Here is a 23889-nt window from a genome sequence, read left to right on the forward strand (position 1 = left end):
TCTATCCTAAGGTATCTGCAGATAAGTCCTTGCTGACGGGGTTCCGCTTGAAATAATTTTTCAATACGAAGCCAGTGACAAACAAAAGAATGATATAGAGAGAAAGAAACAATACAAACAGAATCCCTACACTCGGAGATTGTGTTGCGGCATTCTCCGTCCGAAGCACATCGGTGATCGTCCACGGTTGTCTGCCGATACAGCTGAAACACCATCCTGTTTCAATGGCGATCATCGCTAAAGGCCCGCTCGTTACAAGTAAAGCAAGCATCCATCCGGGGAACTCTCTTTTCAAAATATGTTTCCAAAATAAAGCGAGAAAAGCGACAACGATCAGCAGGGATCCGATCCCCACCATGATATTGAATAAGACGTGCACATAGAGAGGAGGCCATAGCTCCTCGGGGTACTCATTCAACCCTTTCACTTCCGTATCAAATCGGTCCCCTGCCAAAAAACTTAACGCATAAGGAATTTCCACAGCATATTTGACCCGCTGATCTTCAAGAGAAGTGTAACCTCCAATTGAAAGTGGGGCGTATCGGGTCGTTTCAAATAATCCTTCGGCAGCGGCCAGTTTCCGAGGGTTGTATTCATGAAGCATTTGAGCCGTTTCATGGCCATTCACAGCTGTAGCAAGAGAGGTGATTGCACCGAAATATAAAGCGATGGTCAAAGCCTTTTTGTGATAGTTTCTTTCGGCTTGTGTGATTTTGCTCTTCATTAACCGCAAAGCAGCGATTGAAGCAATAATAAACGATACAGTCATATAAGCGGATAACGTGACATGAATGGCTGTGACACCGAAGCTTGGGTTGAAAAACGCAGCCCAGGGATTGATGTCGGTCACATCACCACTCGGGGTGATCCGAAAACCGGCTGGCGTATTCATCCAGGCGTGGACATCTGTAATCAGTACCGCAGAAGCGGTCGCTCCGATTGCAACAGAAATAATGCTCACTAAGCGGAGGGAAGGGGAAAGGCGGTCGGCTGCGTATAAATAAATGGACATGAACACCGCTTCAATGAGAAAAGCGAAGATTTCCATTTGAAAAGGCAGTGCGATGACTTGGCCGACAATTTCCATGAAACTCGGAAATAACAAGGAGATGAGGACGCCGACGATTGTACCTGATGCAATGGAAACGGCCAGCACAATGGCAAAACCTTTCGTCCAGCGTCTTGCCATCAATGCATAGTCCGAATCTTTTTTTATCCAATATAAAACTTCCGCAATGATGATCATAACGGGAACACCTACGCCGATCGTGGCGTATATGATATGAAATCCCAAAGAAGCTCCGAATAATGCACGTGCCATAACCACTATGTCCATCCTATGTACCCCTCACATTGAAATCTTCAATACTTAGATTATTTTTCCAATGCAAGGGGAGATTATACAAAGTTTATTTCTTTTCTGCTGATACCGCCCATTCATCGATGGTAAAAGAAGTGATCCATTGCTTTTCTTTTTTTAAATCAAAATATGATTGGATGTCCTTGCTGGCAGATAAAAAGTAATCCGCTACTCTTTGCTGATCGGCAGCTTCATCTAATGTCCTCGTCACCCAGTCTGAGAACGGCAGGGTTTTTCTGCGCGTCTGTTCCTGCGTGATCGATAAGTGATGGAATTGGAAGTGCTTTTTCCATTCCGAAATCTTCAATGCCCGGACGTGACTTTCATCCCGCATCTTTTCAAACGTGTTATAAAAGTGATCCAATTCATCATGTTCCGGAGCAATGTTATCTACCATTAAAAAACGGCCCTGAGGTTTTAAGACACGGGTTACCTCTTCAATGAAGCGGTCAGGTTCAGGAAAATGGTGAGGAGCGATTCGGCAGGTGACTAAATCAAAATACTCATCTATGAAGGGGAGTTCTTCGGCATCTGCGATGATGTAGTGGATGTTTTCCTGTGCTTGCAGATGCCTGGAGGTGTTTTCAAGCATCTTCTTCGTGAGGTCGGTGGCAAAAACCGTGTCTACCCACCGGCTCATTTCTTTGGCAACGTGTCCGCCTCCTGTGGCAATATCGAGAGCTGTCCAAGACGATTGTGGTTCAGCCCACTCGACCATCAAATCAAGGTCCGATTGGTTCTTGTGCGTCGTGCTGGTTACATAAGACTCTGCATTTTTTGAAAATGTATCCTTCACTCTCTGTTTATCGTCCGACATATTCAATCCCACCTTTTAAAATCTGATTTATTTATATTATATAAAGTATGCCGCCCAGGGTCATCCAATATCTGGATATACCTGGGCGGCATAGGACTGAATATTTATTCCTTTAGATTCTTTTTGATATATTGAACGATTTTTCTCAATTCTGTGGCTGTGGGACGACCGAAAGGGCTTGTTTGTCTCTGCTGATACAAGAGTTCCCCTTTTTCGTTGACTAAGAAATACGCAGCCTCACCATGGGCCCCGTGATCCTCATAAGGAGCATCTTCAGAATGGTAATGCACCTGAAAGGCTTGGAGGACAACCAAATATTCATCCGAAAGGACGGGGAACGTAAAGCCATTCTCTTCTGCCATTGCCTGCAAGTTCTCTTTTCGGTCAGTGGAGATGGCGGTGATATAAACGTCTTTTCCTTCAAGAAAATCTTTGCTCTCTTGCAGATCTTTCAAATCTTGAACACAGACGGGGCACCATGCACCTCTGAAAAAAATGATGAGCTGCCAACTTTGATGCTCGTTCAGTTGTTCGTTCAAAGATACGATTTTCCCTTTAACATCGGGTAGGCGGTAGTCAGGAACTTGAGTTCCCAATTCAAACGTACACAACTTAGACCCTCCTTTTGGGTGTGAACAGTGTATCGGACTCGTTCTATATTGAATAGGATAACCAAGTCTGTACTTTGACTTACATGCGAGTTTTCGCTGGAAGAAATGTAATGAAAACTTTCATACCCTTAAAGTCTTCCAAAAGATACGATTCAGTTATAAATAGTCAGGAAAATGGAAAGGATGTTGGAGGAAGAAAGCTTTGACATCTCTTTCAATTCATTGTACGATATTGGCAAACTACGTTTAATTTTGTTGACGAGAAGAGTAGGCTGTAAAACTTGTGCTCAGAGAATCGCTGGCAGCTGAGAAGCGATGACAGTTTATAGCTGAAGATCATCTCCGAGATGTACTGCTGAAAAGCTTATGAGTAAGCAGCACCGGCTGACGACCGTTATCCGTTTTTATGACCAAGAGCCGTGTGAATGTGACATGGAATATGGGTGGTACCGCGGATATACATCCGTCCCTGTTTTGTTTCAGGGGCGGATTTTTTTATGGCAAAAAGATCTTTCGTCATGTTTTTTAGATTTGTGGAATGAAAAATAAAAAGGGTAAGAGGTGGAACGAATGCGCAGTGTCAATACGAAAGAAGCGGCATTAGACCGCGAGAATCGTGTCAAAGATTATTGGAATGCGGAAAATGTCTTCAATCGTTCAATGGATGAACGGGAAGGCGCAGAAACATTTGTATTTTACGAGGGACCTCCTACGGCGAACGGGCTTCCACACGCCGGTCACGTATTAGGACGTGTCATCAAGGACTTCGTTGCACGTTATAAAACGATGCGTGGCTACCAGGTTCTCCGTAAAGGCGGCTGGGATACGCACGGACTTCCGGTTGAACTGGAAGTGGAGAAGCAGCTCGGTATTTCCGGGAAACAGGAAATCGAAGAGTATGGTGTGGAGAAATTCATTGAAGAATGTAAGAAGAGTGTCTTCAATTACGAGCGTCAGTGGCGTGAATTCACTGAATCCATCGGTTACTGGCTGGACATGGACGATCCTTACGTAACGCTTGAAAACCGTTATATCGAGAGTGTTTGGTACATCTTAAGTGACCTTCACAAGCGTAACCTGCTTTCCAAAGGTCACCGGGTAACTCCTTACTGCCCGAGCTGTCAGACGACGTTGAGTTCTCACGAAGTCGCGCAGGGATACGAAGATGTCAAAGACTTGTCGGCTACAGCGAAATTCAAGGTGAAGGGCTTTGAAAATGAATTCTTCCTCGGTTGGACGACAACTCCATGGACGCTTCCGGCAAACGTTACACTGGCTGTCCATCCTGAATTGACTTATGTGAAAGCGAAGCAAGGGGACGAAGTTTACATCGTTGCTGAAGCTTTAGCTGAAAAGAATCTTGGAGAAGAATATGAAGTTGTATCCAAGCACAAAGGCAGCGAGTTCAAAGACATGGAATATGTCGCTCCATTCCCATTCGTGAATCCAGAGCGAGGCCACTTCGTTGTCGAAGCTGACTTCGTCAATGCTGAAAGTGGTACAGGTGTCGTACACATCGCTCCTGCTTATGGTGAAGATGACTACAACTTAGTGAAAGAGCATAACCTGTCCTTCTTTAACGTGGTAGACGGTCAAGGCCGTTATACGGAAGATATCCCTCCGTTCGCTGGACGTTTCGTGAAAGATTGCGATGTAGATATCGTGAAGTATCTGGCTTCTGAAGGTCTTCTGTTCCATAAAGAAAAATATGAGCACAGCTATCCGCACTGCTGGCGCTGTGACTCTCCATTGTTGTATTACGCGATCGAAAGCTGGTTTATCAAAACGACGGAATTGAAAGACCAATTCCTGAAAAACAACCAGGAGGTCGAGTGGCATCCAGGTCATATCAAGGATGGACGTTTCGGAAACTTCCTTGAAAACATGGTTGACTGGAACATCGGCCGTAACCGTTTCTGGGGTACACCGCTGCCGATTTGGATCTGTAATTCTTGCGATCATCAATATGCACCGCACAGTCAAGCGGATCTTCAAGAAAAAGCAATTGGAGATATCGGCGATGTTGAGCTTCATAAACCTTATGTCGACCGCGTCCAATTGAAGTGTGAAAAATGTGAAGGCACGATGGATCGTGTACCAGAAGTCATCGACGTTTGGTTCGATAGTGGTTCCATGCCATTTGCCCAACAGCACTATCCGTTTGAAAACAAAGAGCAGTTTGAAAAGCAGTTCCCTGCGGATGTCATTTGTGAAGGAATTGACCAGACGCGTGGATGGTTCTATAGTCTGCTTGCAGTATCAACGTTGTTCACTGGAAAAGCGCCTTACAAACGAGTCCTATCTACAGGTCACATCCTTGACGAAGATGGACGTAAGATGTCCAAGAGTAAAGGGAATGCCCTCGATCCGATGGACTTGGTAAACAAGTTCGGAGCTGACGCTTTCCGCTGGGCATTGCTTGCTGATAGTGCACCATGGAATAACAAGCGCTTCTCTGAGCGTGTTGTTGTAGAAGCAAAATCGAAAGTCATCGATACACTTGTGAACACGCACGGCTTCTACACCCTTTATGCCAATATCGATAACTATCAATTCGATGCGAATGAAACAGGGGAGAAAACCTTGCTTGACCGCTGGATCCTATCACGCTTGAATAGTGTGACCGCTGTCGTAGGTGAGGCTCTCGATGATTATGACTTCACGAAAGCTGCAAAAGCACTTGAAAAATACGTGGATGAAGTGAGTAACTGGTATATCCGTCGTTCCCGTGACCGTTTCTGGGAAGAAGGAATGACCGAGTCCAAGAAAGCTGCTTACCATACGCTTCATGAAGTGCTTGTAAGGTTGAGTGAACTTCTGGCACCATTCATCCCGTTTGTTGCGGACGATATCCACCACAACCTTACCGGTGAGAGTGCACATTTGTCTTACTTCCCTCAAGTCAATAATGATGAAGTAGATGCAGAGCTTGAAAAAGATATGGATGCGGTTCTTCAAGTGGTTGAACTTGCCCGCGGTGTCCGTAACAGCGAAGCAATCAAGACGAAGCAGCCATTATCAGAGCTTGTTGTCATTCCGGTCAATCCTGAACAAGGAAAAGCACTGGAGAAATACAGCGCCATCATCCGGGACGAAATCAATGTGAAGTCTGTCGTTGTGAAAGAGTCTTCCGAAGATCTTGTCCGCTACGAAGTGAAACTCAATTTCCGTGCTGCTGGACCTAAGCTTGGCAAGAATGTCGGAGTGGTCAAAGGGTACCTTGAAAAGCTTTCTGATGAAGAAGCTGCTCAAGTCGTAGCAGATGAAAAGGTTATAGTGCCTGCAGACGGCGGAGATATTGAAGTGCCGATGGAACTGCTGAATGTTGAGCGTGTCGCTGATTCAGGATTGTCTATGGGCTCAAATCAAGAGTTCCACGTTATCCTGGATACGACAATCACAGATGAACTGCGCCTGGAAGGACTTGCGCGTGAAGTCATCCGTGTCATTCAGGACGATCGTAAAAAACAAGACCTTCCAATCGACCTTCGCGTAGATATCGCGCTTGATGGAGATGAAGAAATCAAGAAAGCGGTGGAAAAGAATGAAGAGTTGATCCGTGAAAACGTATTGGTCAATAATTTGACGATCGGGCAGTCCGAAGAAATGAAGGAGTTCACTGTCGGTGATCATCAATTGAAGCTTGCTGTTCATAAATAATATAGAATAGCCTGAGCATATTCTGCTCAGGCTTTTTTTAATGTGTTTCATTCTCTTTCAGTTCGTATAAAGGCACTTCTTGTGCCAAATTCGGCTTATCCAGTGGATGTATGCGTGCACATTCATTTCTTTCAATGACTTCTTCGATGTAAATCGGCTGCTTGTTATACATGACCTCAATCATCTCAGGAGAGTGGATGATTTCTTTCGCACGTTCTTTATTCATGACTGACTTCCTCCTTTTCCTAGTAGTACTAATCTTCGCAGGAACGGTCAGCTGTATTCCTCACCATTGAAATTTTATGGTTCTGTTAAAGACTTTTATATATTTTTTTAACGATTTCTTACAAGTCCGATGGGTCTAGGTTTGTGGTCTGTTTTTATTCAGAGTATGGGAGGGAAGGGAAAAAAGTCCGCTTTCCGCGGGGAACGCTAAGTCTCCTCGAACTTCGTTCTCTTGGGGTCTCCCCTTGTTCCTTTTTCCCGCAGGAGTCTCCCTGTTTTCCCATCCCTCCCGTTCATAGTTGGTCTAACGGACTTGTTTTTTCAAAGGTATAAGGGCGCCTCACAAGAATTCTGCGAAGGAAATAGCTGATGCAAGATTCCAAGTGAAATAAATACACCAAGCATTAACAGATCCTTTTAAAAAAGTAACATCAGAAAGAATTTAACAGATGAAAAAGGAATGAAAATCACCCGGTCAATACATCTCCTTTTGGATACTGGATGTACGTAGGTTTATGCTTGGCAAAAGCGAAAGCGAACGTCAGGGGGCCTAATTTTCCGATCAACATGATAAAAATGAGGATCGCTTTTCCTGTTTCCGTCAATTCATACGTCAATCCCATGGTCAATCCTACGGTGCCGAAAGCAGATATACATTCAAATAAAATCATTAAGAATGGTGCGTCTTCGGACAAGTTCAGTAAAAAAGTGCCTATGAATACAATGAGGACACTACCGACCGTTAAAGCCAGCGCTTTCATCACCATGCGGACAGAGATGCTTCGATGATACAGCGTAATGTGTTCTTTATCCTGGAAAAAAGCGATAGCTGCGAGAAAAATGATTAAAGCGGTGGACAATTTGATGCCTCCTGCTGTTGAGGCGCTGCCTCCTCCGATGAACATGAGGGTAAGCATATAAAAAAGGGAAGAGTCTTCCATTTGTCCTATGTCCACAGTATTAAATCCTGCTGTCCTTGGTGTCACCCCTTGAAAGTAGGAAGCAAGCAGTTTTCCTGCCACAGAAAAATCGCCGATCGTATCCGGGTTATTGTATTCGAGAATAAAAAACATCAAAACACTGATGACATTGACTGCGAATGTACCGACGAGCATGATCTTAGTATGTAAGGATAGACGGAGGAAAGTTTTACTTTTCCAGAGGTCAAAAAGAACCGTAAATCCGATTCCACCAATGATGAATAGTAATGAGATGACGACATTTACAAACGGATCGAGTACATAACCGGTAAGGTTTGCTGACCATATAGAAAAACCGGCATTATTGAAGGCTGAGATGCTGTGGAAAACACTGGCGTAAACGCCCTCTGCGAAGCCCATCTCAGGAACCCACTTTATGGATAGCAATAAAGCGGCAGCAACCTCTACAATGATAGAAAATAGAAGCAGCTTTCGGACGAGACGGACGATGCCGCCGATGGACGTCTGATTCAATGATTGCTGAATTAAGATCCTCTCTTTTAAACGGATTCTTTTACCTAACATCATGAATATCAATACCGCAAACGTCATGATTCCCAAACCGCCTAATTGAATCAACAGCAATATAATCACTTCGCCGAATAAGGTGAAAGTCGTACCTGTATCGACTACGCCGAGGCCTGTTACTGTCATGGCTGAAGTTGCAGTAAAAAGGGCATCTATGAATAGAATTCCCTCTGAAGTGGCCCACGGCAGTTTAAGCAGGACTGCACCCAGAGAAATGCAAAGGATGAATACCATAATTAATGTTTGGGGCGGACTTAATTTTATGGAGTAACGTATCAATTTCACACCTTCTTTTCGAGCATTATTTCTATACCAAAAGAGAGGGCTATATAGGACAGCTCATAGACCTGCTTCTTTTCTCATAGAATAGCACGGAGGAGGGGGAGAGTATATGGGTGTGTTTAAAGAATTTCGAGAGTTCGCAGTCCGAGGAAGCGCCATTGATATGGGAGTGGGCATGGTGTTGGGAGCGGCTTTCAGCGGATTCATCGACTCGTTGGTGACTGATATATTACTCCCGCCTGTCGGGCTGCTCTATGCAAAAATGAATTTTGAGAGTATGTTTATCAGCTTATCCGGTACGATGTACCCTTCTTTATCCGCGGCCAGAGAAGCGGGGGAGGCGACCATCAATTATGGATTATTTATCACTGCATTGGTTAGATTCATCATTATTCTGTTTGCTGTATTCGTTGTAGTAAGGCAGATCAATAGATGGAAAAAACCTCATCAAAACCCCGTACATTCCATGACTAAAAAAGAGTGTCCTTACTGTTGTATGCCAATTCCAAGTCAAGCCGTCATTTGTCCGAATTGCGCTTCTCAACAAGAAGATAAAGCAGGCCGGAGAGGGAGTGGACCTCCTAAATGGAGGGTAAAGTGAATGTTTCTTTTATAAAATAAGGCTTTGTTAAAGTCTGTTGTTGATATTTCAAACGATTAGTAAATAGTCCCCGTCTAGGATAAGGGCGCTGGTCCGTTATTTCTCCCATTTCTTTTATAAAATGCTCTGGTAAAGTAAAGGCTGGCACATGTGAGTTCATATTATCAGCTCTTTCTGTCCTGGAATTTGTAGGAGGCGGCCTTTTAGAATGACTCCCTTTCCGTGGGGTACCGTGAGCCTCCTCAGGCTGTGCCTTCCGGGGTCTCACGATGTACTATTATCCCACAGGAGTCTCGCCATTCTAAAAGGCCGCCTCTTCAAAGTAGAAGGGTCAGAAAGGTCAGAACCAAAATCCGTTACACCAACTTCGAACGGGATGGCAGGGAAAACAGGTAGACTCCTGCGGGAAAAAGGAACAAGGTGAGACCCCGGAGAACGAAGTTCGAGGAGACTCAGCGTTCCCCGCGGAAAGCGGACTGTTTTCCCTGCCATCCCATGCTCTGAGTACCGTTTCCTTGGATGACCTAAATTCGAAAAGGGGTGCAGCTTTCTATAGCTGCACCCCTCATCAATCATTCAGCTTTTTCAGTTTCTTCATCTTCGGAGCTTTCTTCGTTTTCACTTGTGTCATTGCCTTCAGGTTGTTGGTCTTCCTCAGTTCCCGTTTCTTGTTGTTCCTCCTTTTCCGCTTCTCCTTCTCCATTTTGCTCTTCAGCCCCTCCGCATGCAGCCAAAGCAAGTACAGAAGTCAATCCGAACGCTAACATCCATTTTTTCAACATATTGAAAACTCCTTCCTGAATTAAAGTACATCTTATTTGTACCGTATGGATGTAAACGCCTGATTAAATAAGTATAAACAGTTGGTAAATCATACTAAAATGTTACTTTTTCACCCATGTATAGGTGGGAGGTAGATTCAAAGTATGAAAAACGCCCGCTCCAAAAGAGCGGACGTTGGTTTATCAACAATATTTATTATAGGCCGAAGTAAGATTTTCAGTAATCTCTTCAACTTCGTAGTCTTCAATTTCCTCACGTGGAATAAAGTGCATGACTTGTCCATCCTTTAAAAGAGCCATAGAAGGGGAGGAAGGTTCATAGCCTTCAAGGTAATCCCTCATACGTGAAGTGGCTTCGCGATCCTGACCTGCAAAAACAGTGACGAGATGATCAGGTTTTTTCTCATTTTTCAGTGATTCCCTTGCAGATGGACGAGCCAAGCCTGCCGCACAGCCACAGACTGAGTTGATGACGACAAGAGCCGTTCCTTTCTTAGAAGCGATGAAATCATCGACCTCTTCAGGAGTCGTCAACTCTGTAAAGCCTGCATTGGTCAATTCGTCTCTCATCGGCTGGGATATTTCTTTCATATATGCTTCATATGGATTCATAAAAAGGTCCTCCTATTGTTTTTTTTGTGTGGCTTGTGTCATTTGGTGCCAGACAGAACCTTTGGCTTCTTCTCCGCCTTCGATTCTCTCAATCGCCATATTGATTTGCATCCGGACTTCAAATTCAGGATCGTCTGCTGCATCCTTCAATGCTTGAAGTGCTGTTTCATCGCCGAGTTCATACAAGAACATGGCTGCCCGCCAGCGTACAAGTTTGTTTGGGTCTTTTAATGACTCTATCATTTCCGGCATGGCCTCTTTGTATCCTAGGTCAGACAAACAGTCGCCAGCTGTACGTCGCACGGTTACGGTCTTGTCATTCAAGGCTTTGTAGAGGTAAGGGAGTGTTTCTTTCTGTTCAATCATTCCTAAGTAGGCGGTCGCTAAGCGGCGGATCGAAGCTTTATCATCCTGCAACGCTTTTTCAAGAATAGGATAATCTTCCGCTGTAGGATCCATCCAGTCAAGCGCTGCATAACGTACTTTCCAATCGTCATGATCCAGCGTCTCCAGAGTAATCTTCGACTCTTGCCCTGAGCTTTCGACAGTATCCGTCTCTTGATCAAACGCTTGATTGACCAACGATTCGAGTCTTTTCTCATCATAACTGGCAGAAAGCTCTTCTTTCACTTGTTCACCAATTTCATCAGCATCCCCGTATCTAGGGCTCTGTTCGACCCATTGACGTTCCATGATCATATTGGGGGATGCAGGAGCGGCTTTCATCGCTGCATTCTGGAATCTCTCCGGTAAACCTACACGTATTTCTTCATCTCCGTCTTCAAGCTTCACTTGCATAGGAATCCCTTTGAACATCTGCACAAAGACTTTGATTTCCCCGAAAGAATCTTCGACTTGTGCTGGTTGTTCGGGTTTTTCGGAAGTCATGCCTTCCTCGGCCGTCGATCCGAATACACGACGGACTTCAGGAAGAATGGATTCCCAGGAAACGCGCGCGTTCCGTTCCAGAGCGATGAAGTCAGTGACATGGTAAAGTCCTTTGACACCCTCAATATCAAACAATTGTTGAATAAAATCAGGAGCATTACTTAAATCATCGTCCTGTTTATAGTTGTGAGCTTCTCCATCAGGAAGCTGCTCATTCAAATTGATTTTCATTGAGTTCGGGCTTGGTGTGGGTTCTATGGACACAATCTTCATTTCTAATCTCCTCCCTGAACACTCAGTTGATTTCTATTTTATCAAAGATTGTTTGCCTCATCCATGAAGAGAGGGTGAGTTTATCAGTTGGAACCAAAAATAGAAAAAATAGGTAAAAATGAAACTTATGTATTTACCAGACGTACCAAAGTAGAGAGGAAAAGGAGGAATGACGATGTCGGATCCCATCTTGCAATTGAAGCAAGTGAAGAAAACCATAGGTAACAAGCAGATCATCAAAGGGTTGGACTTTGAAGTGTATGAAGGTGAGGTCTTTGGGTTCCTTGGTCCTAACGGTGCTGGAAAAACCACTACGATCAGAATGCTGGTCGGTCTGATGAGTTTGACTGAGGGGGATGTAGTAATCAAAGGTACAAGCATCCGCAATAATTATAAAAAGGCGGTTCAACACGTAGGAGGCATTGTTGAAAATCCGGAGTTGTATTCTTTTATGAGTGGTTGGAAGAATTTATTGCACTATGCAAGGATGATACCTGGAATATCAAAAGAGAGAATTGATGAAGTTGTAAAATTAGTAGGACTTGAAAACAGAATCAAAGAGAAGGTCGGGAAATACTCTTTGGGAATGAGGCAGCGGCTGGGAATCGCACAAGCCTTGCTGCATAAACCATCGATTCTTATTCTGGACGAGCCCACCAATGGTTTGGATCCTTCCGGCATACGTGAAATTCGTTCATATATCCGTCGCCTGGCCAGGGAAGACGGTGTAGCGGTGATTGTTTCGAGCCACATCTTATCAGAAATGGAAATGATGTGTGACCGTATTGGAGTGATAAAAGAAGGAGAACTGTTATCAATTCAATCTGTAGAATCCGCTCTCCAACAACCTGAACAAAGAGACATCACTCTCGAAGTGCAGCAGCGTGAACGTGCCCGCAAAATACTCTCAGAATGGCTGAATCGTCCTGTGAAAATCGAAAAAGATAGTCTCGCATTCAAGATGGACCGTGATGATGTACCTGAAATGATCCGAAGGTTAGTGGATGAAAATATCGATGTATACAGTGTGAATATGTATCGTTCCACACTGGAAGACAAATTCCTGGATTTGATTGGAGAGAGAGCCGTTGATTAACTTCCTGCAATTAGTGAAAAACGAACAAATGAAGCTTTTTTCACAAAGATCCACATGGATCATGATCACGATTATCAGTGTCCTGACTATCGCTTTTGGAATATTCATGAAGGTGGATGGTTCGATGGTAGCCGGAGAAGTACCGGCTGGTCCCGATTGGAAGAATGAACTCAGGGAACAAAATGCACAATTGACTTCACAGAAAGGACCGGAAGACGGAATAAAATATTCCAGCCTTACAGATGTCCGAATGAATGAATACCGTATTGAAAATGATATCAGGCCTACTACATATAACGTGTGGAAGTTCCTGCATGAAAATCTGAACAATATATCGATTCTGAGCTTATTCACCATTATTGTGGCCGGAGGAGTCGTAGCAAATGAATTCAAGTGGGGAACAATCAAACTATTGTTAATCAGACCGATTTCAAGGTCGAAAATTCTTCTCTCTAAGTTTGTTTCTGTTTTCCTGTTTGCGGGAATCATGCTCGTGTTCCTCTATGGGACGGCATTCCTCATCGGATCCATCCTTTTCGGGATGAACGGGTTTTCTGATCCATACTTATATAGACAAGGTGGAGACATCCAGCAGGCGCATGTCTTTATCCATACTGTTTTCCAATACTTAATTAGCATGGTCAACTTAGTGATGATGGGAACGTTTGCGTTCATGATTTCTACCGTGTTCAGGAATACATCTTTAGCTATAGGAGTCCCGATTTTCTTGATGATGGGTGGAAATTCAATTATTCTGTTCTTATCGGATAAAGAGTGGGTCAAATATATTTTGTTCGCCAACACGGATCTGAGGAAATTCCTTGAAGGAAGTCCGATGATCCAGGATTTGACGATAAGCTTTTCTATTACTGTTCTTATAGTATACTTTTTCGTCTTCGTTAGTTTATCCTGGTATTCCTTCACAAAAAGAGATGTGGCGAGCACATAGATAGGAGGAAAAGAATGAAACGAACAGCAGAAATTATTTTGACCGTCGTAGGAATGGTTTTGTATGGTCTTCCAGTGCTTTTGAGCACAATTTTACTGAATGTGAAAGACAACCCGGAAGTGAGACGGGAAATTGAACGAGGATTGCAGACAGCTCCCAATGCTGAGCAAATGGGTGCTGTAAATATGGATCAGATGATGGACTTTTTAGGTTCTTTCGCAACATTCATTTTAGTGGCGGCCCTGATTTCTATCGGTCTTGGTATTCTATCCATCGTATTTCTTAAAGGGGATAAAAAGCCAAAAGCGGCTGGAATCATTTTGATCGTAACAGCAGTTCTAATGACTTTCGGAACGGTCGGTTTCGGATTATTTGCTGGAGTCGCTTATTTGATTGCAGGAATTGTGGCTTTAGTGAGAAAGTCGAAGCAGAATACAGAAGATGTACAAACAGTTGACGTTTAATGCTTCAGAGGCATGAGTCTTAGTACTTATGCCTTTTTTTATATGCGTTTCTAAGGTTTGATATAATAGGAGCAGCAGACTAATTTGGAGGAGCGGATAATGAAACCTTTTGACCATTTTCAGAGAAGGATCGTGTTCAATTACATAGTTGGTTCAATGACGGCCGTCTTCGGGGTGGGAAGTGTATTTATTTTCCACACTCTCTCTTTGTCATCCGAAGAAGTGATTTATTTATTAAGTACGATGGTTCTATCCGTGTTGATTATGTTAGTGGCTGAGTGGAACGTGTACCAAATCCATATCCGCTCGATCAAACGGATTTTCAAGTCTGAAACGCTGAGGGTATGGGAGTATGAAGAAGGTATGCTTGCCGCTCATCGCTTCCCTCTTTTGACTGTATACAGGATTTTAGGACCTCACTTATTCGGATTGGCTGTCCCGGCTTCCCTTTTGACGGTCTTAGGAATCTTTCAAGGCTGGATCAATGTTCCCTACTATTACATAGGTTTGGCCTGGACTGGTGCGGTGCTCATTGCAATCATGCACGCCTTGATCGAGTTTTTTTTAACATACAGGGCGTCAAACAATCTTATCTTATCCATAAACCAGAAGCTTCAAAATGAGGGACACGAGGAAGTCGAAGTTGATTTTAAGATCAGCCTTAAACATAAGTTGTTAGTAAGCTCGGTCTTCACGGCTGTCTTTCCTATTCTCCTTTTCATTCTTGCTTCTCAAATCAGATTCATGGAAAGCGGAGGAGGGATGGTGGAGCAGTATTGGAGTTGGGCTTCTCTTGTCATAATCGTCATACTAGCGATGGCGGTGCTAAGTTCTTCGCTGCTGTTTAAGAGTATTGAGGAACCGATGGAATCCCTGCGAATGCGGTTCGATCAAGTTCGAACAGGTGAATTTACAAAAATGGAAAATGTTTATACAGATGAATTCTCCAACCTTGTGACTGGTTTCAATCATATGGTTTCCAGTATTCAGACAAGAGATGAGGAAAATGAGAGACTTCTAGAAAGTTTTTTCAAAGTGTTTGCGGCAACACTCGATGCAAGGGATCCGTATACCGCTGGACATTCTGAGAGGGTCGCTGAATACTCCGTGCTGATTGCTGAAAGAGCAGGATTTGCTGATAAAGAGATAGACTTAATAAGAAAATCAGCGTTATTGCATGATATTGGTAAGATCGGGGTTCCAGATCGTGTTTTATTGAAAGAAGGCCGGTTGACCGATGAGGAATTCACTCAAATTAAAAAACATCCACAAATCGGAGCAGATATTCTTAAGCAAGTCCAGCTCCCTGACGAATTGAAACCTGTACTCTCCGGTGTACGTCATCATCATGAACGGTTTGATGGTAAAGGTTACCCGGATGGCTTATGTGGGGAGGAGACCCCTGTTTTCGGCCGTTTAATGGCTGTTGCAGATGCTTTTGATGCTATGACTTCAAATAGACCTTATCGCGAGGGCATGCCGGTTGAAAAAGCTCTCGCAATCATTGAGTCTGGAAAAGGAACACAATGGGACCCTTATTTTGTCGACCTTTTTTTAGAAGAAATAAAAGGTAAGGAAAGAAAACCATCTGCACAAGCAAAAGCGCTGACATAAAATCAGCGCTTTTTTTAATCCAATATTCTGTTCATCTCGTCCACATCAGCTGCCTGTCTGTTATAAACCGTACCATTTTGAGGCCTGTACCCACTACCTCCACATATCTTACATGTGTATCTCCACTCTTCATCGTCCATAAGCAGCCCTGCTCCATCACACGCTAAACAAACCTGATCTCTAGGCATATTCCCTACCTCATTTCAGCTTATTTTTTATATCTTACTCCAATAGTTCTGATCTATACGAAGGAGATTAGAGTTTATGAAATGTGGGAATGTGGGTATTATTGGAGGTTTTGATCATGAAGACTGGTGAGGAGAACAATGAAAAAATGAATAAAGAATCACTCCATTCAACATCGGATGAAGGAGAGAAAGTCGATCGTCCAGGCAGGCAGTTTTATATCCCCTCCCAGATTGTAGATGAATTCGGGGAGAAGGGCAGGGACCATTTGGATAAGCCTTTCCGGGCTCAGCTGCTTTTGGCTCTTACTGCAGGCTCATTCATGACGTTTGGAGCAATTTTTTCAATCTTATTAGCTACAGGAGTAGAAGTGAAAGGAATTTATCATCTATTATCGGGATTGGGGTTTGCGGCCGGTTATGCGATGGTTTTCATTTCAGGTTCCGTTTTATTCACGGAAATCAATGTGCTTCTCCCTTCTTACTTGTTCAACAAATCCGGTTTGATGAAAGTGAACATTTATAAATTCTGGGCATCTGCGTATGTTGGGAACATCCTGGGGGCTTTTATTGTAGCCGTACTCATTCAAATGTCCGGGTCGTTATCGAGCTCTTTTTATACGGAATTATCCATGTATCTGGATCACAAAATGAAGTTCATGGACCGTGGAGTGATTGGTTGGTTTCAAGTGTTGGTCTCAGGTATTCTGGCCAACTGGCTGATCGGAATGGCCGCTTTTTTGACCACTGCTGCAAGGGATATCACAGGGAAGTTTCTCGGTACGATGCTCCCGGTCATTTTGTTTGTGGCAGGTAACTTCCAGCACAGTGCTGCAAATATGGGTTACTTCAGTATGGGTTTCCTTTCATCTGATCAATATACATGGTATGAATACATCTTCTTGAACCTTCTGCCGGCGAGTATTGGAAACCTGATCGGTGGAGGAATCCTGGTATCCCTGTTATTTTCGTATGCATATAAGGAAGACATTCAGACATTGGAGAAAAGTAATTCATAAGCACGATATGTATGCCTGATAATCAGCAAATTTAAAGAATCCTCTTCTCAATCATAGATCTTTGAGAAGAGGATTCTTATCATTTTCTATCATTCAAACAGTATAACTTCAGGATCTTTATTGAAGGCATGTACAAGCATGGCGTGAAGCTGTCCGCGGTGGTGGTACATGTGAGCGGCAATTTGCAGCAGCCATTCATAACGTGTATAAGTCACGCCCCACCATGATGTGGTTTCCGATTGGAGATCTTCTTCGGTGTAGTTTTCATACTGAGTTTTAAGTATGGAGAAGTGTTCAAAAAGATGATCGAGGATTTCGTTCTTATTCTCTAAGTGCATCGATTTGTAAAACGACTCCATTTCTTCTTTTGAGGCTTCTTCGATTATTTTACCGTCAGCTGCAGGAATCAATGCAATATGCTCAAGCAATTCGCCAACAGACCGCTTCCCCTTAGTGGGGCGGAGGGATAAATCTTCTTCTTCCAGTTGACCTATCATTTCAGAGATGGAGGCAATGACAATTTCAATTTGGTGAAAAGCGCTTTGGCAGTACATATTCATAGTATCTTCCTCTTTAATATAGTTGTGTAACTAAATTACTTCGATAGATACCCAGATAATTCCTTTTTCATAAAGTCAAAATTCCGCAGAATATTGATTTTTATTTATACTGTATGAATCAAATATCTACATCATCAAGAAGCAAAGACAAAAGAAGCTGTTATATTTCAACAGCTTCTTTTTTTATGGAATCTACCCTTAGTAAATATTGTTCAGGGAGTTGCGCGAAGAACATGTCTCCGTATTGATTGATGAAACGGTCCTTAGCTTCTAAAAGCAGACTCTTATCTCTTGTTGCCAACCCTAAATAACTTTGCTGGAAAGGGGTTAATGTATTTAAAGAAGATAAATACGTGATCGCAGGTTCCAAATCTCCCTTCATTATGTTGATATGTGCAGTCTCTACAGGGTCAGGAGTATGGATGTCTCCGACCTTTTCGTGAAAAGCTGATATGAACGGAATGGTATGTTCAGACACTGACTTCAATGCTCTTGTTAATCTGTGTTTTTCAGCTAAGTCTGCTGCTTTATTGGCGTAATACATCGCTTCATCATAATCATGGAATGCATTACATAATGCCAAATGGTGATGCATAGCCGTGTATTTTCTTGGAGCTAAGTCAGAGTTGATGAATTTATAGGCGAACTTTTTAGCTAGTATCAAGTTGTTGGTTTTCCAATAGTGTACAAAAGAAATTTCATCGTATCGCAGCTTGAGATAATAGTGTAGTAATGGCTCATTGATGGTGAATAAGGATGCTTGAATTTCATCAGCATATTTGTCCATCCCCTGGTATTGTTTCAAATCGTAATGAGCATATACGAGTAAAAATAAGCGGAGACTTTGAAGAGAAGGATGTGTGAAATGTAAAGATTCAAGTTCCGCAAGTTCGTCCTCCGTTAAAGGAGTATCTTTACGTTTGAGAATGATACTATAGACCAAAGCTGCACCCTTATCATAATGCTTTTTGTGCAGTTCATTTTCCAGTTCATCAAAGAAGTCATTCATATATAAGAATTCGAAGGCGGCCAGCTGTTCTTCGATACTCTTATGAATGGTTTTGACTACATAACGTCTAGTAAGCTCTAAAGCATCCGATTTCGAATGGATACTGAGGTAATGGTAGTAAACTTCATAGATGTCAGAAAAATGAACCAGATGGATGCGATTGACTTGATTCGGCTCAATGATGTGTTGATTGCCCATGAATCCTCTACCTCCAACCTTTAATAACTCTATTATATCGCTAAAGAAGACGAATACAAAGTAATTTAAGAATCTTTAGAATATTATTGTGTGCAAGGCTTTATAAAATGGAAGTCATTAGTTGAACATCTATATTATTACAGTGTGTAATGGGGATGTAATCCATGAAATGTGATTGTTGTCCTTCTGTTATTGGCTATAACTTTAAAGATGTTATAGTAGGAATTGTGATTTTGATACAGAGCTCATGCAAAATACTGAATTCATGAGCAGCGACTGTTTACCAAGGAGGACTAAAATCATGAAAAAAACAATATTTTCTTTGGCGGCGGTCACTACGATTATGGGAACAACAACCGTTGCAAGCGCAGAAGAGCTTGTAGTTGAAAAAGGCGATACTTTATGGGGCATGGCACAAGAAAACAATGTCACCGTTAATCATATAAAAGAAATTAACAATCTATCTTCAAATCTTATTTATCCTCGTCAAACATTGACGATCAATGAAAGAAACGACACAGAAGCCGATACAACTTCTCAATCTAATCAAACCGAAGGAACGTACACGGTCAAATCTGGTGACACCCTATGGGCAATCAGCCAGGAATATGGAGTAAGCGTAAGCTCTCTCAAGTCTTCAAACCAATTGAACTCTGACTTGATTCATCCAGGTCAACAACTTACAGTCGATGGTTCTTCAGAACAAACAGCAAATACTTCACACAGTCATGAAGAAGAAGCTGAACACACATCCAATGAGCCATCAAGTGAAGAGCAGGAAGCTACGACAATGACTATGGAAGCGACAGCGTATACAGCTCATTGTGAAGGCTGCTCCGGTACGACTTATACAGGAATCAACCTGTTAGAAAATCCTGACCGCAAAGTGATTGCCGTAGACCCGGATGTCATTCCTCTCGGATCTGAAGTTTACGTTGAAGGATACGGAAAAGCCATCGCTGGAGATATTGGCGGAGCTATTCAAGGCAACCGAATTGACGTCTTTATCCCAAACCGTTCTGACGCTCTGGATTTCGGTCGTCAAACCGTTGAAGTGAAAGTATTGGATTCCTAATTGAATAAAAAGAGAAAGCGATATCCGCTGGGGATATCGCTTTTTTTATTTCCGTTTGTTGATGATATCGAGAGCCTGTCGCAGCTCCCCGAAGGTTTCCAGCTTTTCAAAACTCATATTGGCTTCAACAGCAGCGGTGGCTATATCAGTCTGAATACCTGTTAAAACGGTCCTTGTTCCTAAAAGTTGAATGGTTTGGGTCATATGGAAAATGTCGTTGATGAACACAGAATCGAATGTGGCAATACCTGAAAAATCAATGAAAATGACACGCAAGTTGTGCTTCTTCACTTTCTCCAGAGTATTTTTCATTACAATTTCAAAACGTTCAGTAGAAAATTCACCAACCAGCGGGACGACTGCTTGAGCATCATCGATCAATACTACCGGCGTAGACATGGAGTTTAAATGCTGCTCGAAATTTTCTTTTTCCCTTTCTTTCAATGCATTATAATTTTTAGTCGTTTGACGTATGGCTGCATCAAATGCAAAGATCAGTTGTTCAACCAATTCAAATCCTTCATCCAGCCGAGCTTCTTTTATCAACTCTGTATCACGTAAATGGTTGACTAATTTAAGTCTGAAAACACTGAGGACATCAACCGTATTTTTTAACAGAACTCCTTGGGAATAAAAATAATCCTCAGAATCATAACCCGTCTCAGCCTCATTTGTCTCTTTATCCGTTCGATGAAGGCTTTTGGCTACACGATCAAGAAGAGCGCTGAGCATTTGATCGTGTTGTTTTAAATCTTCGTCTGTATAAGTTAGATTCAAATGATCCAGTGTATGAGGCAGCAATTCATTCACCAGGTTTTCTTGATTTTCTTGAAAATATTCCGCCATTTTTTCATTTAATTGATTCATCATTCTATCCTCCAAACCAAAGTGTAATGAACTTTACCCTTATGTATCTCTTGTTATACATCTATTTTCCCCAAACTAATGAGATTTCAAAAATATTTTAGAGTAGAGATCAAAAAAGCCTCTAAGTAAAGACCTTAGGAGGCTTATAATACGTTTGATTTTGGTTTTACAGTTTCAGCGAATTGTATAAATTCCTCGACCACACCATCGATGAAATCAATCGTCCTTTGGTCAGTTAATTGTCCGCTTTCGTCCATTTTATGTTGAATATGTCCGATTAATATTTCATTCCCCGGCAATACTTTTGCACCCATCCCAGGAGCATTTAAAATTTGACGCAAATGCATTTGAGCTCTGACAGTACCAAGAGCACCCATGGTAGCTCCAGCTAAAAAGGTGGGTTTTCCGTTCATTTCTTTATCGCCACGGGATAACCAGTCCAGGGCATTCTTCAAAACTCCTGGAATGGAATGGTTGAATTCAGGTGTGACAATTAAGAAGGCATCAACATCTGAAAGCAGGTCCTTGAAATTCTGTACAGAGGAGGGAGCTTCATTTTCGATATCCTGGTCATAATGAGCTAAATCTCGAATCGGCACAAATCGAATATCTAAGTGATCTTTAAAACGGTCTTTGATAAACTTGGCTAACTTCATATTATAGGATTCTTTTCTTATGCTTCCCACTAATGCGGCTACTTTCAACATAAACCCATTCCTCCTTAAAAAAGCTACTTTCATTATAAGAAGGGAAAATGTTGGATACTACTGATATGCTCATATTGAAGCTAGGGAGTAGTGAGAAATCAGTGGAATATATGGTTAAAACAGGCATTATCGTCCATAAATAGCCGTGATAAAAGAAATTGAACATAAAAAATATTTTTTTCTTGCATATACGACGTTTTACTAATATTATCGTGGGGAATCGTATAATATCTTCAAAAGAAAAGGAGGTTCACCACAATGACTCTGCTTTATTCAAAAGCCCGTGAGCTGTTCGACCAGGACTACAAAAACAGCCCTGAAGGCAAAGCTCAAACTAAGGCTAAAGGTGTAAAACGGACACGGTCCGGAAAGGTTCTATTCTCTTTCCGTAAGCAGAATAATAAACGGAAATAGCAATTAGAAGTGGTGAGGTCAGCTATGAGACGAATGGAAAAAAGAATAATTACAGCGGACTACCTGAAAAGAGGGGATCCGTGGATCAGCGTTTAATGACAATTCTGTCAATTAAACGCTGATTTTTTTGCTTCAAAGGACTCCTCAAGTTGTTTCATTCCTGAACAATAAGGATAAGAAGACAGAAAGGAGGCAGAGAAGAATGGCGTTATTTTCGAATGATGCATTTAAAAGTGAACACATTTTGATTACCGGTGCCACTGGTGGGATCGGTTATGAAACGGCTGTGGAGGCAGCCGCGATGGGTGCAAAGTTGACCATTACAGGGCGTAATGAAGAAAAGCTGCACAAATTGAAAGACTCATGTGCTAATCTTAATGAAAAAGCAGAAATTTTTGTATGTCCCGCTGATTTGAATGATTCAGAAGACAGAGAGCGGTTATTGAAGGATGCAAAACAAACTTTTGGGCCTGTTACCGGTCTTGTCAATTCGGCAGGAATTGCAGGAGGAGATCCGCTCGATCGGCTCTCAGAAGAAAAAATGAGAAAAATGATGGAATTGAATTATTTTTCTACCGTTCTATTGACTCAAGGTGTGTATGAGCAGATGAAGGAAAATCAGAGAGGTGCGGTAGTTAACGTATCTTCTTTATCAGGATTACGAGGTACCCATAGCAATATAGCTTATAGTGCTTCGAAATTTGCCGTCATCGGTTTCACTCAATCCTTTGCGGTAGAAGCCATTGAACATGGAATTCGTGTCAATGCTGTCTGTCCGGGTTTCGTAGATACAGAGATGGGACGTAGTGCAATTGCTGGTTTAGGAGAAAGGAATGGAAATAGCTATGAAGAGCAGCGGAAACTTTCCGAGCAGGGGATTCCGTCTGGAAGGATCAGTGAGGCGGATGAGGTAGCACGTTCAATTATTTTTCTTTTATCCAATGCGTCTGAAAACATTGTCGGAGAATCTTTGAAAATATCAGGGGGAAGTGTGATGAGGTAACAGAGAAGGGGAGTATTCAAATGAACGATGAGCGTTATTCTAGGCAGCGTTTATTTGCACCGATTGGAGAAAGCGGCCAGGAACGTTTGAACAAGTCTCATGTATTGATTGTCGGTATGGGCGCCTTGGGAGCATGCAGTGCGGAGCAATTAGTACGTGCAGGGATCGGAAAGCTGACAATCATCGATCGTGATTATGTGGAGATGAGCAACCTTCAAAGGCAGCAGCTTTACTCAGAAAAGGATGCACGTGAACAACTTCCAAAAGCGGTTGCCGCTAAGAAAAGGCTCGGCAAAATCAATGCGTCAGTAGAGGTTGAGGCAAGAGTGGCCGATTGCCAAAAAGAACAATTAGAAGAGATCGTTCCATACGTAGATTTGATTCTGGATGGGACGGATAATTTTGAAACCCGTTTGCTGATCAATGATGTTTCTCAAAAATTTAAAGTCCCATGGATTTATGGTGCCTGCGTGGGGAGTTATGGCATGAGCTATACGATTCTCCCCGGGAAGACTCCTTGTTTGAGCTGCCTGCTTGAACAAATCCCTATGGGAGGTGCTACTTGTGATACGGCAGGAGTCATCAGTCCAGTCGTGCATATGGTCGCCGCCCATCAAGTGGCTGAATCTATGAAGGTTTTAGTAGACGATAGACAATCACTTCATCATAAGTTTGTGACTTTTGACTTGTGGAAGCATCATTATTCTGCATTCAAAGTGTCCCATGCTAAAAGAAAAGCGTGTTCTTCTTGCGGGGAGTCACCGGCTTATCCATTCTTATCAGAAAGTCATCGTTCGAAGACGGTGGTTTTGTGTGGAAGGGAGACAGTACAAATCCGTCCATCTTTTGGAGGGAAGAGAGATTTGTTGGAACTGAAAGAAAAGCTGCCGGAGGAGCATGTGAAGTACAACTCTTTTTTACTCACTTACCATGACGGGAAGCATCGAATGGTGTTTTTTGCTGATGGTCGTGTCCTTATACATGGGACCAAGGATATCTCAAAAGCTAAAAGTCTTTATCATCAAGTAGTCGGGTGACTTACATAAGCCTGTTGTGTTTGCCGGAGAAATTTAAAGGGAACACTTAATTATAACTTATACTTCCGAGGAG

Annotated in this window: 24 protein-coding genes and 1 other annotated feature; of the genes, 11 read left to right on the forward strand and 13 right to left on the reverse strand. The window is 42.6% G+C overall.

Annotation, left to right across the window (positions count from 1 at the left end):
- Position 1 precedes the first annotated feature (1 nt).
- The 3 genes from LCL89_RS13240 to LCL89_RS13250 all read right to left on the reverse strand — a co-directional run bounded on the left by LCL89_RS13240 (position 2) and on the right by LCL89_RS13250 (position 2788).
- Complete coding sequence (locus tag LCL89_RS13240; RefSeq protein ID WP_197318308.1) at positions 2-1336, reverse strand: cytochrome ubiquinol oxidase subunit I; 1335 nt, start codon at positions 1334-1336, stop codon at positions 2-4.
- Positions 1337-1409: 73 nt separating this feature from the next.
- Positions 1410-2177: a class I SAM-dependent methyltransferase gene (locus LCL89_RS13245; protein WP_224810480.1), complete on the reverse strand. Its 768-nt coding sequence runs from the start codon at positions 2175-2177 to the stop codon at positions 1410-1412.
- Positions 2178-2281: 104 nt separating this feature from the next.
- Entirely contained in the window at positions 2282-2788 is a 507-nt protein-coding gene (locus LCL89_RS13250; protein WP_224810481.1) for a peroxiredoxin family protein, read from the reverse strand.
- 246 nt (positions 2789-3034) lie between these two features.
- Positions 3035-3262, forward strand: a binding site (T-box leader).
- A gap of 96 nt (positions 3263-3358) precedes the next feature.
- Here LCL89_RS13250 and ileS point away from each other — a divergent pair.
- On the forward strand, positions 3359-6448 hold the full coding sequence (ileS, locus tag LCL89_RS13255) for an isoleucine--tRNA ligase (protein ID WP_224810482.1): 3090 nt from the start codon (positions 3359-3361) through the stop codon (positions 6446-6448).
- Between the two features lie 37 nt (positions 6449-6485).
- Here the strand turns inward: ileS and LCL89_RS13260 are convergent, their stop codons facing one another.
- Positions 6486-6674: an H-type small acid-soluble spore protein gene (locus LCL89_RS13260; protein WP_197318304.1), complete on the reverse strand. Its 189-nt coding sequence runs from the start codon at positions 6672-6674 to the stop codon at positions 6486-6488.
- Between the two features lie 466 nt (positions 6675-7140).
- Positions 7141-8415 (reverse strand): TrkH family potassium uptake protein, encoded by a 1275-nt coding sequence (locus LCL89_RS13265; protein WP_224810483.1) that lies wholly within the window; start codon positions 8413-8415, stop codon positions 7141-7143.
- 157 nt (positions 8416-8572) lie between these two features.
- On the opposite strand from LCL89_RS13265, the gene mscL reads away from it, so the two are divergent.
- Positions 8573-9064: a large conductance mechanosensitive channel protein MscL gene (gene mscL / locus LCL89_RS13270; RefSeq protein WP_224810484.1), complete on the forward strand. Its 492-nt coding sequence runs from the start codon at positions 8573-8575 to the stop codon at positions 9062-9064.
- A gap of 572 nt (positions 9065-9636) precedes the next feature.
- Here the strand turns inward: mscL and LCL89_RS13275 are convergent.
- The 3 genes from LCL89_RS13275 to LCL89_RS13285 all read right to left on the reverse strand — a co-directional run bounded on the left by LCL89_RS13275 (position 9637) and on the right by LCL89_RS13285 (position 11619).
- On the reverse strand, positions 9637-9846 hold the full coding sequence (locus LCL89_RS13275; RefSeq protein ID WP_224810485.1) for a hypothetical protein: 210 nt from the start codon (positions 9844-9846) through the stop codon (positions 9637-9639).
- 183 nt (positions 9847-10029) lie between these two features.
- Complete coding sequence (locus LCL89_RS13280; RefSeq protein ID WP_224810486.1) at positions 10030-10458, reverse strand: BrxA/BrxB family bacilliredoxin; 429 nt, start codon at positions 10456-10458, stop codon at positions 10030-10032.
- Between the two features lie 12 nt (positions 10459-10470).
- Positions 10471-11619 carry a conserved virulence factor C family protein gene (locus tag LCL89_RS13285; RefSeq protein ID WP_224810487.1) on the reverse strand — a complete coding sequence of 383 codons (1149 nt, stop codon included), beginning with the start codon at positions 11617-11619 and terminating at the stop codon, positions 10471-10473.
- Between the two features lie 175 nt (positions 11620-11794).
- Between LCL89_RS13285 and LCL89_RS13290 the strand changes: the two genes are divergently transcribed.
- The 4 genes from LCL89_RS13290 to LCL89_RS13305 all read left to right on the forward strand — a co-directional run bounded on the left by LCL89_RS13290 (position 11795) and on the right by LCL89_RS13305 (position 15742).
- Entirely contained in the window at positions 11795-12715 is a 921-nt protein-coding gene (locus LCL89_RS13290) for an ABC transporter ATP-binding protein (RefSeq protein ID WP_224810488.1), read from the forward strand.
- Positions 12708-13664, forward strand: coding sequence for an ABC transporter permease (locus tag LCL89_RS13295; RefSeq protein ID WP_224810489.1), 957 nt, complete (start codon positions 12708-12710; stop codon positions 13662-13664). Before LCL89_RS13290 ends, LCL89_RS13295 begins: the two co-directional genes overlap by 8 nt.
- Positions 13665-13678: 14 nt before the next feature.
- Positions 13679-14128 (forward strand): DUF4064 domain-containing protein, encoded by a 450-nt coding sequence (locus LCL89_RS13300; protein ID WP_224810490.1) that lies wholly within the window; start codon positions 13679-13681, stop codon positions 14126-14128.
- Between the two features lie 99 nt (positions 14129-14227).
- Positions 14228-15742 (forward strand): HD-GYP domain-containing protein, encoded by a 1515-nt coding sequence (locus tag LCL89_RS13305; protein ID WP_224810491.1) that lies wholly within the window; start codon positions 14228-14230, stop codon positions 15740-15742.
- Between the two features lie 14 nt (positions 15743-15756).
- On the opposite strand, the gene LCL89_RS13310 is transcribed toward LCL89_RS13305, so the two are convergent.
- Positions 15757-15930 (reverse strand): hypothetical protein, encoded by a 174-nt coding sequence (locus tag LCL89_RS13310; RefSeq protein WP_224810492.1) that lies wholly within the window; start codon positions 15928-15930, stop codon positions 15757-15759.
- Positions 15931-16046: 116 nt separating this feature from the next.
- On the opposite strand from LCL89_RS13310, the gene LCL89_RS13315 reads away from it, so the two are divergent.
- The gene (locus tag LCL89_RS13315; protein WP_318245625.1) at positions 16047-16946 is read left to right on the forward strand and encodes a formate/nitrite transporter family protein; all 900 of its coding nucleotides are present in this window, start codon (positions 16047-16049) and stop codon (positions 16944-16946) included.
- Positions 16947-17035: 89 nt separating this feature from the next.
- Here LCL89_RS13315 and LCL89_RS13320 read toward each other — a convergent pair whose 3' ends face one another.
- Entirely contained in the window at positions 17036-17506 is a 471-nt protein-coding gene (locus LCL89_RS13320; protein ID WP_224810493.1) for a DinB family protein, read from the reverse strand.
- A 160-nt stretch (positions 17507-17666) separates the two neighbouring features.
- Positions 17667-18713, reverse strand: coding sequence for an AimR family lysis-lysogeny pheromone receptor (locus LCL89_RS13325; RefSeq protein ID WP_224810494.1), 1047 nt, complete (start codon positions 18711-18713; stop codon positions 17667-17669).
- Positions 18714-19014: 301 nt separating this feature from the next.
- On the opposite strand from LCL89_RS13325, the gene LCL89_RS13330 reads away from it, so the two are divergent.
- Entirely contained in the window at positions 19015-19788 is a 774-nt protein-coding gene (locus tag LCL89_RS13330) for a 3D domain-containing protein (protein WP_224810495.1), read from the forward strand.
- A gap of 45 nt (positions 19789-19833) precedes the next feature.
- On the opposite strand, the gene LCL89_RS13335 is transcribed toward LCL89_RS13330, so the two are convergent.
- Positions 19834-20655: an STAS domain-containing protein gene (locus LCL89_RS13335; RefSeq protein ID WP_224810496.1), complete on the reverse strand. Its 822-nt coding sequence runs from the start codon at positions 20653-20655 to the stop codon at positions 19834-19836.
- Positions 20656-20798: 143 nt separating this feature from the next.
- Positions 20799-21362, reverse strand: a complete 564-nt coding sequence (locus LCL89_RS13340) for an NADPH-dependent FMN reductase (RefSeq protein ID WP_224810497.1) — start codon at positions 21360-21362, stop codon at positions 20799-20801.
- Positions 21363-21620: 258 nt separating this feature from the next.
- Here LCL89_RS13340 and LCL89_RS13345 point away from each other — a divergent pair, with 258 nt between their 5' ends.
- The 3 genes from LCL89_RS13345 to LCL89_RS13355 all read left to right on the forward strand — a co-directional run bounded on the left by LCL89_RS13345 (position 21621) and on the right by LCL89_RS13355 (position 23816).
- Entirely contained in the window at positions 21621-21776 is a 156-nt protein-coding gene (locus tag LCL89_RS13345) for a hypothetical protein (protein WP_197318292.1), read from the forward strand.
- Positions 21777-21978: 202 nt separating this feature from the next.
- Entirely contained in the window at positions 21979-22779 is an 801-nt protein-coding gene (locus LCL89_RS13350) for an SDR family NAD(P)-dependent oxidoreductase (protein ID WP_224810498.1), read from the forward strand.
- A gap of 20 nt (positions 22780-22799) precedes the next feature.
- Positions 22800-23816 (forward strand): MoeB/ThiF family adenylyltransferase, encoded by a 1017-nt coding sequence (locus LCL89_RS13355; RefSeq protein ID WP_224810499.1) that lies wholly within the window; start codon positions 22800-22802, stop codon positions 23814-23816.
- The last annotated feature ends 73 nt before the right edge of the window (positions 23817-23889 follow it).

It is taken from the genome of Halobacillus yeomjeoni (assembly GCF_020171525.1).
GTDB classification, from domain to species: domain Bacteria; phylum Bacillota; class Bacilli; order Bacillales; family Halobacillaceae; genus Halobacillus; species Halobacillus yeomjeoni.